Source organism: Mesorhizobium loti CJ3sym, from assembly GCF_000472785.1.
GTDB lineage: Bacteria > Pseudomonadota > Alphaproteobacteria > Rhizobiales > Rhizobiaceae > Mesorhizobium > Mesorhizobium loti_E.
In genome coordinates, this window is record NZ_AXAL01000006.1 from 240,232 (window position 1) to 255,933 (window position 15,702).

Annotated in this window: 16 protein-coding genes; 9 read left to right on the forward strand and 7 right to left on the reverse strand. The window is 64.0% G+C overall.

Annotated features, from left to right (window positions below):
• Positions 1-13 precede the first annotated feature (13 nt).
• A complete protein-coding gene (locus A3A9_RS0109885) occupies positions 14-772 on the reverse strand; it encodes a metallophosphoesterase family protein (RefSeq protein ID WP_027058639.1) in 759 nt (252 codons plus the stop codon).
• Positions 773-852: 80 nt separating this feature from the next.
• Positions 853-1,209: an ArsR/SmtB family transcription factor gene (locus tag A3A9_RS0109890; RefSeq protein WP_027058640.1), complete on the reverse strand. Its 357-nt coding sequence runs from the start codon at positions 1,207-1,209 to the stop codon at positions 853-855.
• A gap of 206 nt (positions 1,210-1,415) precedes the next feature.
• Here A3A9_RS0109890 and A3A9_RS0109895 point away from each other — a divergent pair, with 206 nt between their 5' ends.
• Positions 1,416-2,594 carry an MFS transporter gene (locus A3A9_RS0109895; RefSeq protein ID WP_027058641.1) on the forward strand — a complete coding sequence of 393 codons (1,179 nt, stop codon included), beginning with the start codon at positions 1,416-1,418 and terminating at the stop codon, positions 2,592-2,594.
• A gap of 33 nt (positions 2,595-2,627) precedes the next feature.
• Here A3A9_RS0109895 and A3A9_RS0109900 read toward each other — a convergent pair whose 3' ends face one another.
• Positions 2,628-3,092 carry a MarR family winged helix-turn-helix transcriptional regulator gene (locus A3A9_RS0109900; RefSeq protein ID WP_027058642.1) on the reverse strand — a complete coding sequence of 155 codons (465 nt, stop codon included), beginning with the start codon at positions 3,090-3,092 and terminating at the stop codon, positions 2,628-2,630.
• A 184-nt stretch (positions 3,093-3,276) separates the two neighbouring features.
• Here A3A9_RS0109900 and A3A9_RS0109905 point away from each other — a divergent pair, with 184 nt between their 5' ends.
• A complete protein-coding gene (locus A3A9_RS0109905; protein ID WP_027058643.1) occupies positions 3,277-4,071 on the forward strand; it encodes an SDR family NAD(P)-dependent oxidoreductase in 795 nt (264 codons plus the stop codon).
• 317 nt (positions 4,072-4,388) lie between these two features.
• Here A3A9_RS0109905 and A3A9_RS0109910 read toward each other — a convergent pair whose 3' ends face one another.
• The gene (locus tag A3A9_RS0109910; protein ID WP_027058644.1) at positions 4,389-4,988 is read right to left on the reverse strand and encodes a LysE family translocator; all 600 of its coding nucleotides are present in this window, start codon (positions 4,986-4,988) and stop codon (positions 4,389-4,391) included.
• Between the two features lie 95 nt (positions 4,989-5,083).
• On the opposite strand from A3A9_RS0109910, the gene A3A9_RS0109915 reads away from it, so the two are divergent.
• Positions 5,084-5,953 (forward strand): LysR substrate-binding domain-containing protein, encoded by an 870-nt coding sequence (locus tag A3A9_RS0109915; protein WP_082221999.1) that lies wholly within the window; start codon positions 5,084-5,086, stop codon positions 5,951-5,953.
• A gap of 216 nt (positions 5,954-6,169) precedes the next feature.
• On the forward strand, positions 6,170-6,817 hold the full coding sequence (locus tag A3A9_RS0109920; protein ID WP_033838471.1) for a TetR/AcrR family transcriptional regulator: 648 nt from the start codon (positions 6,170-6,172) through the stop codon (positions 6,815-6,817).
• 64 nt (positions 6,818-6,881) lie between these two features.
• On the opposite strand, the gene A3A9_RS0109925 is transcribed toward A3A9_RS0109920, so the two are convergent.
• Positions 6,882-7,724, reverse strand: coding sequence for a protein-L-isoaspartate O-methyltransferase family protein (locus A3A9_RS0109925; RefSeq protein ID WP_027058647.1), 843 nt, complete (start codon positions 7,722-7,724; stop codon positions 6,882-6,884).
• Positions 7,725-7,777: 53 nt separating this feature from the next.
• Positions 7,778-9,142, reverse strand: coding sequence for an Nramp family divalent metal transporter (locus A3A9_RS0109930; RefSeq protein ID WP_027058648.1), 1,365 nt, complete (start codon positions 9,140-9,142; stop codon positions 7,778-7,780).
• A gap of 234 nt (positions 9,143-9,376) precedes the next feature.
• Here A3A9_RS0109930 and mntR point away from each other — a divergent pair, with 234 nt between their 5' ends.
• Together mntR and A3A9_RS0109940 are read left to right on the forward strand one after the other, a co-directional pair.
• The gene (gene mntR, locus A3A9_RS0109935; RefSeq protein WP_027058649.1) at positions 9,377-9,829 is read left to right on the forward strand and encodes a manganese-binding transcriptional regulator MntR; all 453 of its coding nucleotides are present in this window, start codon (positions 9,377-9,379) and stop codon (positions 9,827-9,829) included.
• Between the two features lie 95 nt (positions 9,830-9,924).
• On the forward strand, positions 9,925-10,113 hold the full coding sequence (locus A3A9_RS0109940; RefSeq protein WP_027058650.1) for a hypothetical protein: 189 nt from the start codon (positions 9,925-9,927) through the stop codon (positions 10,111-10,113).
• Positions 10,114-10,185: 72 nt separating this feature from the next.
• Here the strand turns inward: A3A9_RS0109940 and A3A9_RS0109945 are convergent, their stop codons facing one another.
• Positions 10,186-12,261, reverse strand: coding sequence for a hypothetical protein (locus A3A9_RS0109945; RefSeq protein ID WP_027058651.1), 2,076 nt, complete (start codon positions 12,259-12,261; stop codon positions 10,186-10,188).
• Positions 12,262-12,445: 184 nt separating this feature from the next.
• Between A3A9_RS0109945 and ypfJ the strand changes: the two genes are divergently transcribed.
• The 3 genes from ypfJ (at position 12,446) to A3A9_RS0109960 (ending at position 15,702) form a co-directional block, all read left to right on the forward strand.
• Positions 12,446-13,369, forward strand: coding sequence for a KPN_02809 family neutral zinc metallopeptidase (ypfJ, locus tag A3A9_RS0109950; protein ID WP_027058652.1), 924 nt, complete (start codon positions 12,446-12,448; stop codon positions 13,367-13,369).
• A 153-nt stretch (positions 13,370-13,522) separates the two neighbouring features.
• Entirely contained in the window at positions 13,523-14,785 is a 1,263-nt protein-coding gene (locus A3A9_RS0109955) for a TCR/Tet family MFS transporter (protein WP_027058653.1), read from the forward strand.
• Positions 14,782-15,702, forward strand: a complete 921-nt coding sequence (locus tag A3A9_RS0109960; protein ID WP_027058654.1) for an aldo/keto reductase — start codon at positions 14,782-14,784, stop codon at positions 15,700-15,702. The genes A3A9_RS0109955 and A3A9_RS0109960 overlap by 4 nt, the downstream gene beginning before the upstream one ends.

Here is a 15,702-nt window from a genome sequence, read left to right on the forward strand (position 1 = left end):
CTGCGATGTCGTTTCAGCCTGGCATGAACCCGGTTCTGAGCGCGTGGGCCCATTCCAGCCGCCCCGCCTGTTCGGCCTGGCGGGCCGCGGCCTCATGGTCGTAGTCGACGGCGATGGCCTCGAAACGGTCGGGCTGGCCGAGGTCTCCCAACGTCACGATGCCGTAGCGCGCATGCGGCGAACCCTGTTCGGAAACATGCGCCGGCGGGGTGGAATCGTCATAGGCGGGGCAGCCGATGCTGCCCGGGTTGAAGATCACCGGGCCATTGGGGATGCGCACCAGCTCCGCCCGGTGGCTGTGGCCGCACAGCGCAATGCGGCAGGCCGGATCGAGCACCTTCAGCCGCCGCCGGATCGCCGCCAGCGGCGCGCGCACCAGCTGGCCATCGACAACCGCGTCGAGCAGATATTTTTCGTCGTGGTCGGGGCGGGCGTGAAAGGCGACGATGCCGGGCGCGATCTCCAGCGTCAGCGGCTGGGCGAACAGCACCGCAAGCTGCGCCTGCGTCAGCCGCTCCTGCGCATAGACGTCGGACGCCCACATCGTCTCGTCGGCGGGATCGACGGCGACGCGGCGGTCATGGTTGCCGCGCACCGTCGGCAGGTTCAGCGCCTCGAGCCGCTCAAACGTCTCGCGCGGCCACAGCGGCCCGGAAACGCTGTCGCCGAGATTGACGGTGAGATCGGCGCCGCCGCGCCGCGCCAAGTCCTCAAGGACGGCGTCGAGCGCCAGGACGTTGCCGTGGATGTCGGCGAGGACTGCAATGCGCATGCGGGGAGGCTCCGGGGACTGACAAATGACTGGTTGGAAGGGGCAAACCTATCCCGATTTGGGCTCCAAGTCCTGTAAGGTCAGGCCGGAACCTCGATGTCGTGGCCGCCGACCGCCGGCAGTGCGGGGTCGTCCACGGCAGCGGCAATGACGCTGTCGAGCAGGCCGGGGAAGCGGGCGTCGAGATCGGCGCGGCGCAGCGTGATCATGCGGTTGGTGCCGACCACTTCGGCACGGGTGACGCCGGCCTCGCGCAATTTGGCGAGGTGATAGCTGAGATTGGTCTTCGAGCCGAGATCGAGGAACTGGCTGCAGTTCAGCGGCACGCCTTCCTTGCTGGCAAGATAGCGCACGATGGCAAGCCGCGTGGGGTCGCCGAGCACGCCAAGCACGATGGGCAGGCTGATCTGGTCCGAATTGGGATGAGGTAACGTCATGGCTGGAACCTAAGCACAGTTCAAGCCGATTTCAACGAGCCGATCAACGCCTGCCCTGCACACTGTTTCTCCCATTTCGACCCATACCGAACGACCGTGCTGACACAGGGCTGTCAGGAAGGTTCAGCTATTTTGCCCTGGCTTCATTGACATCATACCCTGCTATGTCCAATTGTTCAATAACTTTTGAACTAAGGACACTCCCCATGGACAAGCGGATATTCTGGCTTGCGCTCGGATCGTTTGCGATTTCGACCGAAGGCTTCGTCATCTCCAGCCTTCTGCCCGACATCGCCCGGGATGCCGGCATTTCCATTCCGCTCGCCGGCACGCTGATCACCGCCTTCGCGCTCGCCTATGCGGTCGGCACGCCGATCCTGGCGACGCTGACCGGCGAATGGGACCGGCGCCGCGTCATCTTGTGGACGCTGGTGTTCTTCGTTGTCGGCAATGTCGTCGCCGCCATGAGCTCCTCCTTCGAAGTGCTGTTGATCGCGCGCATCATCATGGCACTGTCGTCGGGCCTGTTTGCCGCGACCGCGCAAGGCACGGCGGTGGCGCTGGTCGACGATCATCACCGGGCGCGCGCCATTGCCGTCGTCGTCGGCGGCACCACGGTGGCGGTCGCGGTCGGCGCGCCGCTCGGTGCGCTGGTGGCGGCCTTCGCCGGCTGGCGTGGCACCTTCTATGCCATTGCCGGGCTTGGCGCGCTCGCCGGCGCGATCCTTTGGTACAGGCTGCCGCGCGGCATCGTCGGCACCAAGCTGCCGCTGAAGCGCAGGCTGGCGGCCGCCATGCGGCCCGGCGTGATGCCGATCCTTCTGACGACATTGCTGGCGCTGACCGGCGCCTTCACCGTCTTTGCCTATGTCGCGCCGCTGGCCATAGAGAGCGGCGGCTTAAGCGAAATCGCGCTGCCCGGCATGCTGCTTGCCTTCGGCGTCGGCGCGGTCATCGGTAACATTGCCGGCGGCCAGGCGGCCGACCGTTTCGGCGCCACCCGCACCGTCGGCTGGTCGCTGACGCTGAGCGCGGCCATGCTGGTGATGCTCTCGGTCATCCCGACCTTCCTGCCGCAGCATATTGCCGGCCCGGCGCTGATGGCGATGATGGTGCCGTGGGGCATTGTCGGCTGGGCGTTCCCGCCGGCGCAGGCCAGCCGCATCATCAGGCTGGCGCCCGATGCCGCCCCGATCGTGCTGTCGCTCAACGGCTCGGCGCTCTATCTCGGCGTGGCGCTGGGCGCGGTGGTCGGCGGTGGCGTGCTGCGCTACGGCGCGCCAGCCGATCTCGGCCTGGTCGCCGCTGCCTTCCCGTTGATCGGGCTCGGCATCGTGCTGGCCGGGCGGATGCTGGCGCGGCCGGTGGCCATGCCGGCAGAGTAAAACTTCCCCGAGATATGATTGGAGGCCGCCCGTTCAGTCGGGAAGAGCGGCCTCTGGCGGTCCATAGTCCAGCGCGGCGACTTCATCCAGCATGGCGCGCAGGTCGGCAGCCCGTTGCGTGCCGACCATGGTCTCGAAGCGCTGCTGGGCAATGCTCCACAATTTCGTTGCCTCTTCCAGCTTGGCGAGGCCCTGGCGTGTCAGCCGCACCCGCTTGACGCGGCGATCGTCCTTGTCGGCGAAGGCTTCGACAAAGCCGTCGCGGATCAGCGGCTTCAGCGTGTGGCCGAGCGCCGACAGATCCATGACCATCGCCTCGGCTATGGTGCCCATCGCCGGCTCGTTGCTGACGTAGATCTGGTAAAGCAGGCCGTATTGCGTGCCCTTCAGGCCCGAAGGCGAGATCACATCGTCATAGAAGCGGCCGAGCTTGCGCGCGGCACGCCGCAACGTTGCATTGTTGCAAGGGCTGAATCCCGGCATCGCAGTCTTGGTCATCACGGTTCCTCGCCGGCAAAAGCGTGCGCCGGCCTGCCGCAGAAATAGTTTCTGTCGCCTCCGTTGACAAGATAGTGGCATATACCTATTTCCCTGAAAGTGGCATATGCCACTAATTAGAAATTGGGCGGCGGGACGAGGGACATCGGCCTGTCTCGCCAGGCAGCAACGAAGGAACAGGACAATGAGCGGACAAACAAACAAGGGCACGGCGGTCGTCACCGGTGCTTCATCGGGCATCGGCGCGGTTTATGCGGACCGGCTGGCAGGGCAGGGTTATGATCTGGTTCTGGTGGCGCGACGCGCCGACCGGCTCGAGGAGCTGGCCGAGAAGCTGCGCTACGCCTACGACCGCAAGGTCAGCTTCATCACAGCCGATCTTTCCAACGACGATGATGTGCGCCGTGTCGAGCGGGTGATAGCAGCCGACGACAGCGTGACGCTGCTCGTCAACAATGCCGGACTTGGCGGCGCGCAGGTCGTTGCAACGGCGGATGCGGACGTGGCCGAGCGCATGATCAAGGTCAATGTCATCGCCTTGACCCGCCTGACCCGTGCAGTATTGCCGGGGTTCTTGGCGCGCAACCGGGGCGCCATCGTCAACATCGCCTCGGTGCTTGCCTTCGATACCTCGTTCGGCGGCATCTACAGCGGCACCAAGGCCTATGTCGTCAACTTCACCGAGGCTCTCCACCGTGAGGTCGCCGGCACCAATGTGAAGGTGCAGGCGGTGCTGCCGGGCGCGACGCGGACCGATTTCTGGGAACTTGCCGGCAGCGACATCGACCAGCTTCCAAAGGAAATCATCATGAGCGCCGACGACATGGTCGATGCCGCGCTTGTCGGCCTGGCCAAGGGCGAAGCCGTCACCGTGCCGGCGCTTGTCGATGCGGCCAAGCTGGACGTCTTCCTCGGCGCTCGGCAAGCGTTTTACGGCAGCCTGCACGCCGACAAGCCCGCCGCTCGTTACGGGGTTTGAGGGGCCGCCTCTGTCCCCGCTCTGTCGCTGCGCTGTGCACACATCTTTTGTGACTGGCGTGACTGATCAGCGCGGGGCTTGATTGCCACGTGGTTCCCCCGATCCGTCGCCGCTTCGCAGCGCCACCTTTCCCCCTCCGGAGGGAAAGGAAGGGAGCGTTGCTGGACAAGCGTTGACGGCAAAAAGCTTGGCGCCTTTCCTCTACCCCGTCGATCGGGGGAGAGGTGTCGAGCGAAGCGCGACGGAGTGGGGGTCGACCTGCGCAGCATAGGCGCTCTGGTTGCGGCAAGCCCCCCAGGTTCTGCAAGGCCGACGTTTTAATGCGTCCGCCACATCGGGATGATCGACGCCGCCAACACCAGGGCCAGCACGATGTTGAGCGCGCGCCATTGCCTTTCGGTCTTGAGCAACCGGGCCAGCACCATGCCGGCGACGCACCAGATGGACAGCGAGATGGCGGCGGTGAGGCCGAAAGTCGAGCCGAGCAGCAAAGCGAGTTGTCCCGGCCCGTCGGCCAATGCGGCGAACGAAGCCGCCGCGCCCAGCCCCATCGCCCAGCCCTTGGGGTTCATCCACTGGATGCCGGCGCCGCCGAGGAAGCTGTTGGGCTTGGCCATGGTGACATCGAGATTGGGCGGCCCGGCGCGGCCGATCTTGATCGCCAGCCACAGCAGATAGAGCGAGCCGATCACCTTCATCGCCAGTTGCAGTGAAGGCACCGCGAGCAGCAGGCCGGCGAGTCCCGCCGCCGCTGCACCCGTCACGGTAGCGAGGCCAGCGGCACTGCCGATCATCAGCGGAACCGACCGGCGAAAGCCGAACTGCGCGCCCGAGGCGGTCGACAAGGTGGTGGCGATGCCGGGCGTGGCGGTGGCCACGAAGGCAAACAGGATCAGCGGCAGGATGGGCTGGAGCATGGGGCGTCCTTTTTCGGAAGCTCCATGGTAGGCTTGGGCCGACATCAGTAAATGCAATGTTTGTGATGTCAGGCATTAGCATCTATAATGCTGATATGATCCGCAATCTCGATACCGCGCTGGTGCGTACCTTCGTGACCGTTGCCGACAAGGCCAGCATGACGGCGGCGGCCAACGCGCTGCATCTGACGCAAGGGGCTGTCAGCCAGCAGGTCAAAAGGCTGGAAGAGACGCTTGGCTGCAGCCTGTTCGAGCGCGACCGGCGCGGCTTGCGCCTGACGCGGTCCGGCGAGCGGCTGTTCGACAAGGCCAGGCGCCTGCTCAGCCTCAATGACGAGATCTGGGCCGAGATGGCGGGCAGTGCTGTCGCCGGCCAGGTGCGGCTCGGCGTGCCCTACGATCTGGTCGGCACCTTGCTGGCGCCGGTGCTGAAGGCCTATGCGGAAACCTATCCGCAGGTCGAGATCTCGCTGGTCTGCGCCTCGTCGCCGGAACTGGCCTCCGCCCTTGCGGCCGGCACCATCGACCTTGCTGTGATCGAGGAACGGGTCGGTCCGACATCAGGCGAATGCCTGGCCATTGACCGGCTGGTCTGGGTTGGCGCCAAAGGCGGAGTCGCGCGCGCCAAGCGGCCGCTGCCGGTATCGATCGTTGCCGACACCTGCGCCTTCCGCCCGGTGGTGCTGTCGGCGCTCAATGAGCACGGGCTGGAATGGCGCACCGTGTTCGAGAATGGCAACATCGACGCGACGACGGCAACGGTGCGCTCCGATCTCGCCGTCACCGCCTGGCTCGCTTCGACCGTGCCTCCAGATCTCGACATCTTGCCATCCGAGTCCGGCCTGCCGGCGCTGCCGAATTTTGCCATCAATTTGCATTTGCCCAGGCATGGCGTCGGTCCGGCGGCGCAGGAATTCGCGCGGCATATCCGTGATGGGTTGGCGCGGCGGCCACAGGCGGCTTGATCACCAGGGTTTCGACTGTCTGCCGATTTTATTCATTCGATACGCGGTTGCCAGTCCGCTGAAACTCGCCCCGGAAACGAGTACGATTTGGTTAGGCGCGGCTACCGCAACGGGAGCGTGCTTTTGCCTATATTCCATCCGATCGCGTACGTAGGATTTATATGTATCAAATATAATGTTATACTGAGCATATCTATTGAGTTTGGGGACTTGGTAATGCCAACCGATCGTCGAACCCGTAAGCGTCTCGTCACACGACAAGCCATCTCCGACGCCGCGACGCGTCTTTTCATTGCGCGCGGCTTCGATGACGTGACGGTGGACGAGATCGCGGAGGCAGCCGATGTCGGGCGGATGACGGTGTTCAATCATTTCCCCCGCAAGGAAGACATGTTCTTCGACCGCGACGAAGAAGGCCGCGAGAAGCTTCTCGCGGCCTTGCGGGAGCGCGACGCAAATGTCGCTCCAATCGAAGCGATACGTCGGCTCGCGCATCGGGTCGCTACGGAAGAGCAGCCTTACATACGCTTCTTCCCGGGAAGCCAGAACTTCGTGGAGACCATTGAGAAAAGCCCCACCCTGATTGCCCGGGCGAGGGCAATACGCGACGAACTCGCACAGTTCGTGGCGGTGGCACTCGCCGATAGCGTCGGCAGGGAACCGGCCGATCCCGACGCTCATCTGGCGGCCAATCTGGTCCTGGCGACATGGACCGTGGCTTTCATCCAGGCGCATCGGGTCTACCGAGAGAGCCATGATGCCGAGAAGGCGAAATCCAGCTTTCTCGCGGTGATCGACCGGGGAACAAGAGGCCAGGAATCCGCCATGGTAGGCACGCCCTACGCGCAGGCAGGTTTGCCTTAGAACTGACCACAGTTTCAGCGAGACCGTGCCAAGAAAGTTTTGGGCAAGCGCGCCCATTACTGCGTCAGTTGTCGGGCTTGGCGCCAAGGCTTTTTGACGAAAACCAGACATCACCAAAGATGGCGGTTGCGGTGCGGTCCGGCGCCTTATCGCTCGTCAGCCAGATCGAGCGGCTGCGGGTGGCCTGCTCGCGTGTCGGGATCTTCGCTGCAAGATCTATAAGCGAAGCACCGAAGCATGGGATGAACCAGGCGCGCATGAACGGATCGCAGGCAAAGCCCTTTTCGGTGCGGGTCACCAGCATTGCGAGCGGGATGCGCTCGGCCGGGCGCCAGGGGAAGATCATACGGCCGCCGGGGCGCAACGCCTTCAACCATCCGGCCGGAGGGGCGACGACGCCGGCGTTGACATAGATGATGTCAGACGGCGGCAAGGGCGTGGTGACGGCATCGCCATGGACGACGGTCGCATTTGGATAGGCTTCGAGATTGTTGCGCGCCAGTTCGGCCAGTCTCTCGTCCAGCTCGAAGGCGGTGACGCTGCCGCCTGGTGAAACCAGACTGGCGAGCAAGGCAGTGTAGTAGCCGGTGCCGGCGCCGATATGGGAGACGACCTCACCGGGCTGCGGCGCCAGCTTTCCAATCCATGTGGCGTGCAGGAACGGCTCGCCATTGTTGATGCCCTTGTCGGCATCGAGCGCCACCAGCACGTTCTGGTAGACATGGGCCGGGTCGGCGCTCGGCGTGGTGATCTTGCCGTTGCCGGCGACGATCGTCCACGGCCCGGGACCGAGAAAGGTCTCGCGCGGCACGCTGGCGAATACCTCTTCCAGGCGCGGATCGGATGAGGCGGCATTGACCGCCATCAGCCGCGCGTAGAATTTCCTGATGTCTTCAATGTTGCTCATGACGCGAGAGAACATAGCGCTATTTGGCGGTTTGTCTCGCGATCCGGCGGACCTTAGCCGACCCCGAACATGGTGTCGTAGAGCAGCTTGAAGTTGAGCACGAGGATGATCGCCGCGACCACCCAGGCAAGTGCGGCGACGCCACGTGGAATGGCGAGCTTGCCCATCTTCTTTTTGTCGGAGACGAACTGCACCAGCGGCACCACCGCGAAGGGAAGCTGCATCGACAGGACAACCTGGCTGAACACCAGCAACTGGCCGGTGCCTTTTTCGCCGTAGAGCGCGGTGACCACCACAACCGGGATGATGGCGAGGCCGCGCGTCAGAAGCCGGCGCGCCCAGTTGGGGATGCGCAGGCGCAGGAACCCTTCCATGATGATCTGACCGGCCAGTGTCGCCGTCACCGTCGAGTTCAGGCCCGATGCCAGCAGCGCCACGGCGAACAGGATCGAGGCGATGCCGAGGCCCAAGAGCGGCGACAAAAGCTCGAAGGCCTGGCCGATCTCGGCGACATCCTGGTGGCCGGTGTCGTGGAAGGCGACCGCCGCGACGATCAAGATGGCGGCATTGACGAACAGCGCCAGCATCAGGGCAATGGTGGAGTCCGTGGTTGCCCATTTGATGGCGTCACGCTTGCCCTTTTCGGTGCGTTCATAGGCGCGGGTCTGCACGATCGAGGAGTGCAGATAGAGATTGTGCGGCATGACCGTGGCGCCGATGATGCCGATGGCGATGTAGAGCATTGCCGGGTTGGTGACGATTTCGGACGACGGCACGAACATGGCGTGCAGGATCGTGCCGGCCGGCGGGGCGGCGACGAAGATCTGGATGGCAAAGCAGCTGAAGATGATGATCAGAAGCGCGATGACGAAGGCTTCGAGATAGCGGAACCCCTTGTTCATCAAGAGCAGCACGAGGAAGGCGTCGAGCGCGGTGAGCATGGCGCCGCCGATCAGCGGAATGCCGAACAGGAGCTGCAGGGCGATCGCGGTGCCGATGACTTCGGCGAGGTCGCAGGCGATGATGGCGAGCTCGCAGGCGATCCACAGCACGAAATTGACGGGACGGGGATAGTAGGCGCGGCAGGCCTGGGCGAGATCGCGGCCGGTGGCGATGCCGAGCCTGGCGGCGAGCGCCTGCAGCAGGATCGCCATCAGGTTGGACAGCATGATGATGAACAAAAGCGTGTAGCCGAACTGGGCGCCGCCGGCGAGGTCGGTCGCCCAGTTGCCCGGGTCCATATAGCCGACCGAAACCATGTAGCCTGGTCCCATGAAGGCGATCAGCCGACGGAACCAGACGCCCGAGCTCGGCACCGCGATGGTGGAATTGACTTCGCGCAGGCTGGGCTGGTCGTCCTCGTCCTGCCTGGCGAACCGCCATGAGGACCTGGGGGCTGAGGCTTCTGCTTCTGACATGGAAACGCTTTCCGAGACTTCTGCTGGATATCGACAAGCTATGCCACGGCTCAACATTATGCAATAGGCTATATTTCATTGTCGGTGCTTTTTATCTGGCGTGCGGCGGCGGGTGCGAAAGGGGGAATCGGAAACGCCGGTTGTGCCTGTGGGGGAATGCAAATAAACGGCCTGAAGAATCAGAGCCCGTGCTATAAAAGCAGCGATGGCTAAACTGCCGAGGAGGAGCGCGCATTGGCGCTGAAGAACAGACCGCTCCCGCGCGAACCACTGCCCGACGCCGATGTCCATTCGGAAGGCTTCCGGCAGCAGCGCCAAGCGCGCCGCAGCGCGCTGGTCGAGGATTATGTCGAGCTGATCGCCGATCTGATCGAGGACGGCAATGAGGCACGTCAGGTCGATATCGCCGCACGGCTCGGCGTCGCCCAGCCGACGGTGGCCAAGATGCTGACCAGGCTGTGCGCCGACGGGCTCGTTTCCAGAAAACCCTATCGCGGCGTGTTCCTGACCGATGCCGGCCGCAAGGTGGCGGAGGAAAGCCGCATCCGCCACCAGACGGTGGAAGCCTTCTTGCGCTCGCTCGGCGTCAGTGCCGAGACGGCGCGCGTCGATGCCGAGGGCATCGAGCACCACGTCAGCGCCGAGACGCTGGAGGCGTTCCGCAAGGCGATGACGGCGCCGCGCTGAGCTGGCGAGTTTCCTGACCGACGAGCCATCGGAACCGCCTGATGTTACGCACGTTGCTTCTGACATCGCGCGATATCGCGCGCAGGGAGGAAGCAATGGGCATCGAAAAGGCACCGACCGCGAAGGGCAAGCAGGCCGCCAAGGGGTTGCAGCAGGCAGCGGCCAAGGACGAGCGCAAGACCGAGGCCGAGACGGGTCATCCCCTGAAGAAGGGTGCCGCCCGTTTCGAGGAGCGCTCGAAAAGCTCCGACGGCAAGAGCGCCGGCGCCAAGCAGAAAGACTGAGGCCTCGCGGACGTCAGCGGCTGTCGGCTAATCGTTTGCCCGAATGCGCCTGGACGCTGCAATCAAGCGTGTTCACTCACGGACATCCTGCACCCAGCTTCTGGGGTGGCCGTCGACGCGGAACTGGAAGATGAAATAGGGCGGGATGCAGGTGCCTTCGCCGGGCTTTGCCTCTGGCAGATCGTCATAGCCGGCGGTACAGATATAGTCCTCGCGGCAGGGATGCGCCTTGTCGCAGGCGCGCAGGCCGGCGGTCTTGGTGAATTCCTTGGTGCAGAATTTGTGGTCCTTGCCCGAGGCGATGCAATCGTTGAAGCCGGTCTTGGCCAGCCTGCCGCAACTCGCCTCGTCGGGAAGCTTGTCGCAGGTCGCCTTGCGCAGCATGCCGCCGGGAAAGCCGCCGGTCTTCTGTTCGGGGTTGTCGTAGCGCTGGCGCGCCGCACCATAGCCGGCAAGCTTGACCACCGGTTTCTTGTCACGTGCAGGGTCGATGGCGCAGGCCTTGGCAGTTGCCGGCGACAGGCGGCAATATTGGTCATTGCCCCATGTCGACATCTTGATCTCGCCGAACTCCACGGGGTCGCCGACCGCCGTTCCCTTCTCGCTGACGCAGGTGCCGAAGCCTGGATGGATGGCGCTTTCGTGAACGCCGGCGCAGCGCAGGCCAGAGCCGCAGGTCCAGTCCTTGAAGCTTGCGTCGTCGCCACGATAGCAGATCGAGCCCCAGCCATTGTAGAGGTCGGTGCCCTTGAGCGCCTCGACGTATTTCTGGTCCGGACGGGCGGCGAAACCCCTGGTGAAATCCGGATGGCCGCCGGCGGCGAACTGCTCGACGATGGCGCGGCGGCGCGGCAGGTCGGCGAAGAAGACGGCCGAGCCCGGCACGAAGACGGCGTTGCGGCGCGGCTCGCTGGCCGGGTCGGCGCCGGTGTAGTGGAAGCCGGCAATGCCATGCGTCTGGTGGCAGCCTGTGCAGGTCATTTCGTTCAGCCGCAGATCAAAGCCGGCGACCGACTTGATGGTGGCGAGCGTGTTGCCCTTGGCGACATAATCCTTCAGCGCCTTGTCGATATCGGCGTCGTCGACCAGCCCATAGACGATGTTGTTCTGCGAACGGCTCAAGCCGCCCGGTGCGACCGAGACGGCGCTTTTGGCCAGGAATTTCTCGTCGATGATCAGCCGGCCATGGTCGAGGTCATAGATGTTGCGGTCAGTGAGCAGCCATTTGGCGAAAGCCGGCTTGTCGGCCAGCACCGTTGGCCGGTCGATCTGGTTTTCCATCTTCGATTCATAAAAGCTCGACGTCGCCGGATCCCATTTGAAGATCTTCAGCAGGTATTCGGCATGGCCGCCGAAATCGCGCCGTGTCGAGGCCGACAGCCTGAGCACCTGCATGTTGAGTTCGAGCCGCATGATCTGCGAAGAATTCAGCATCGCGCCGGACAGCGGCCCTTCGTCGGAACGCAGCCATGCCGCAAGCTGTTCGGGGGGCAGGTCGTTCTGGCCGGCGGCCAGCCAGCGCTGGGCGATGTCGGCGCAGGATGCGTCGGTGGCGCTTGGCAAATCCTTCGACGCGCGGGCCTGCGCCTTTCCAGGCTTGGCGTTGAACACCAGGCTCATGGTAAGCGGCAGGCGCGAGGAAATACGCTGCGCCACTTCGCCCTTGGCCGGCTTTTCCGCGACCGAATAGTGGAAGCGGTAGATCAGCCGGATCTCGCCGCATTCGGTGTGGCCGAGATAGCCGCGATCCATGCGGTTGACGACACCGGTCAGGTCAAGCGTCGAGCCGTCGTCGTCGATATATTTCGGGTTGAACGTCTGGCTGGTGTCCTTCGATCTGGCCATGGCGGCGACGTAAGGGTCGGGGCTGCTCTTTGGCTCGTCTGATATTTCCTGCTTGACCGTGTCGCGCACCGTGGCCAGCGCCGGCACCGAAAACAGCCCGCGATTGTCGACGTCGCGGGTGAGGCCGAGCGCGGGGCCGAGCAGCCGGCTGATCGACAGGCCGCCGCGCTCCAGGGCTTGCAAGGTGGCCGGATCGGTGACGGCAACGCTGGAATCGAGCGTCACCGCGCCGGCGCTTGCTAGACCAAGGCTAAGCAGCGCCGCGAGCAGCGACAGGAATTGACCGACCGTCTTCAGCCTCATGCCCCTTTGTTTGCGGCGATGCTACAGGCCTTCGCCGGGATCGGCCAGTGCGCTGGAGCCATCATGCCGGCGTCGGCCCGGTGACGAAAAATGCTGTGACTTGGCGCAACCATTGGGATAATTGTTTGTTGGGTTGAGCCGGCATGCCGGAGCAACGAGGAAGTTTGCAGCGCGAGGAGTTGCCATGCTCTGGAGAGGCCGTCGTCAGAGTGACAATATCGAGGACGACCGCAGCGATAGCGGCGGCGGCGGGATCGGTGGTGGCGGTGGCGGCTTCCAACTGCCCATCGGCGGGCGGACCGGTGGCGGCGGCAGCATCCTCCTCGTCATTCTGGTGGTGATCGCCGGATGGTACTTCGGCTTCGATCCTTCTGCGATCCTGGGCGGCGGCGATGGCAGCCTGCTGCCGGGCGGTGGCGGCCAGGTCACTGACAACAGCGGCGGTCAGAACAGCGGCGCAGCACCCGCCAATGACGAGATGAAGCAGTTCGTGGCCACCGTGCTGGCCGAGACCGAAGATACCTGGACCGGCATCTTCAAGTCGCAAGGCCTGACCTATGAGAACCCGAAGTTGGTGCTGTTCAGTGGGCAAATCCGCTCTGCATGCGGCTCTGCCTCCTCGTCGGCGGGGCCTTTCTATTGTCCTGGCGACCACAAGGTCTATCTCGACATGACCTTCTTCCAGCAGCTCGACCAGCAATTCGGTGCGTCGGGAGAGTTCGCGCGGGCCTATGTCATCGCGCATGAAGTTGGCCACCATGTCCAGAACCTGTTGGGCACCATGGCGAAGTTTGATCAGGCGCGGCAAGGCGCGAGCGAGGCCGACGCCAACCAGATGTCGGTGCGCATCGAGCTGCAAGCGGACTGCTTCGCCGGCGTGTGGGCGCATTTCACCGCGCAGAAGGGCATATTGGAGCAGGGCGACATCGAAAGCGCACTGAACGCCGCCAAGCAGATCGGCGACGACACGCTGCAGAAGAAGATGCAGGGCTATGTCGTGCCTGAAAGCTTCAACCATGGCACCTCGCAGCAGCGGCAGACCTGGCTGGCGCGCGGCTACAAGAGCGGCAAGCTGTCGGATTGCGACACGCTGACTGGGCCGCTTTAAGCACTCGACTCACGGCAATTCCCTGGTGGCGAAGGCGTCGTCAGGGAATGTCAGGATCGAACATTGTCGCCTGTTCCCGCATTGTTCCTTTCTTCCGGCTCGCCTATAAGGTGCGTTCGCCTGCGCCAGGGCTGCTGAGGAGCTTGACCCGTCATGATCGACCCCAAAACCGCCAGGCGGGGCCTTGCGCTGGTTTTCACCACGCTGCTGCTCGACATTATCGGCTTCGGCATGATCATGCCGGTGTTGCCGGCCTATCTCAGGGAATTGACCGGCGTCAGCATCAGTGGTGCGGCGATCGAAGGCGGCTGGCTGTTCTTCGTCTATGCGGCCATGCAGTTCTTCTTCGCGCCGATCATGGGCGGTTTGAGCGACCGGTTCGGACGGCGGCCGATCCTGCTCGCCTCGGTGCTGACCTTTTCGATCGACAACCTGATCTGCGCCATCGCCTGGTCCTATCCGATGCTGTTTATCGGGCGTGTGCTGGCCGGCATTTCGGGCGCCAGCTATTCGACGACATCGGCCTTTATCGCCGACATCTCGAATGACGAGAACCGGGCGAAGAATTTCGGCCTGCTCGGCATTGCCTTCGGCGTCGGCTTCGTCATCGGCCCCGTGCTGGGCGGATTGCTCGGCACGTTCGGACCGCGCGTTCCGTTCTACTTCGCCGCCGGGCTCGCCTTCGTGAATTTCCTGATCGCGATGTTCTTGCTGCCCGAAACGCTCGATGAAAAGCACCGTCGCCGCTTCGAGTGGAAACGCGCCAATCCCGTCGGCACGCTTCTGCAGATGCGCCAGTACGAGGGCATTGGCTGGATCGGGCTGGTCTTTTTCCTGGTGACGCTAGGCCACATGATGTACCCGGCGGTGTGGTCGTTCGTCTCCAGCTATCGCTATGGCTGGAGCCAGCAGCAGATAGGTCTTTCGCTCGGTGCCTTCGGGCTGTGCGGCGCGATCATCATGGGCACGGTGCTGCCGCGCGTGATCCTGAGACTCGGCGAGTGGCGGACAGCGGTCATCGGCCTGACCTTCACGGCGGCCAGCGCGTTCGGCTATGCCTTCGCGTCGCAAGGCTGGATGGTCTATGCGGTGATCGTCTTCGGTTGTCTCGAAGCTCTGGCCGATCCGCCGCTGAGGAGCCTCGCCGCTGCCAAGGTGCCGCCTTCGGCACAGGGCGAATTGCAAGGTGCGATGACGTCGATCTTCTCGATCACCTCCATCATCACGCCGCTGCTCTATACCGGGATCTTTTCGTGGTTCACCGGGCCAAGTGCGCCGGTGACCTTCGGCGGCGCGCCCTATCTGGTAGGCGCGTGTTTCCTGGTGCTGGCGGTCATCGTCTTCGTCACCAAGGTGGCGCGGCCGGCAGCGGTCAGGGCCGTGAGCACCGTTGCGGAAGATGGAGCGCGGATATGAGCCATGACAGCCGCATTGCGCTGACCAAAGACGGGGTGTCGCTGTCGCGGCTGGTCTTCGGTGCGTGGCGCCTGCTCGACGGCGGCGCCCGTCCGGATGCCGATCAAGTTGCCCGGCTGATCGGCAGCGCTGTCGATCTCGGCCTGACCAGCTTCGACCATGCCGACATCTATGGGAATTACGAAGTCGAGGCGGCCTTCGGTGCCGGGCTGTCGCGCTGGAAAGGCAAGCGCGAAGACATCGAGCTGATCTCGAAATGCGACATCATGCTGGCCTCGGCCAACCGGCCGCAAAACCGGCTGAAGCACTATGACACCAGTGGCGCTCATATCTTGGCTTCGGTCGACCGCTCACTGGCCAATCTCCACACGGATTATCTCGACCTGTTGCTGCTGCACCGGCCGGATCCGTTGATGGACGCCGACGAGACGGCGGCGGCATTGGCCGGGCTGGTCAAGGCGGGCAAGGCGAGGGCGGTCGGCGTTTCCAATTTCACGCCGTCGCAGTTCGATCTCCTGGCGTCGCGGCTGCCGTTTGCGCTCGCCACCAACCAGATCGAGATGTCGGTGCTGAAGACGTCCGCATTGACCGACGGCAGCCTCGACCATGCGCAGCGTCTGGCCTATCCACCAATGATCTGGTCGCCGCTCGGCGGCGGCTCGCTGTTCACCGGCAAGGAGGCGCGCGAAGCAAGGGTGCGGGCGGCGCTCGCCGCGGTGGCCGCCGAAATCGGTGCCGGCGATCTCGCCACCGTCGCCATCGCCTGGCTGCTGCGTCATCCTGCCAGGCCGGTGCCGGTGCTGGGGTCGATGAAGCCGGAACGGCTGGTGGCCATGGCCAAGGCGCTGGAAATCAACCTCGACCGCCAGCAATGGTTTGCCGTACTGGAGGCTAGCGAAGGCCGGCCTGTGGCCTAA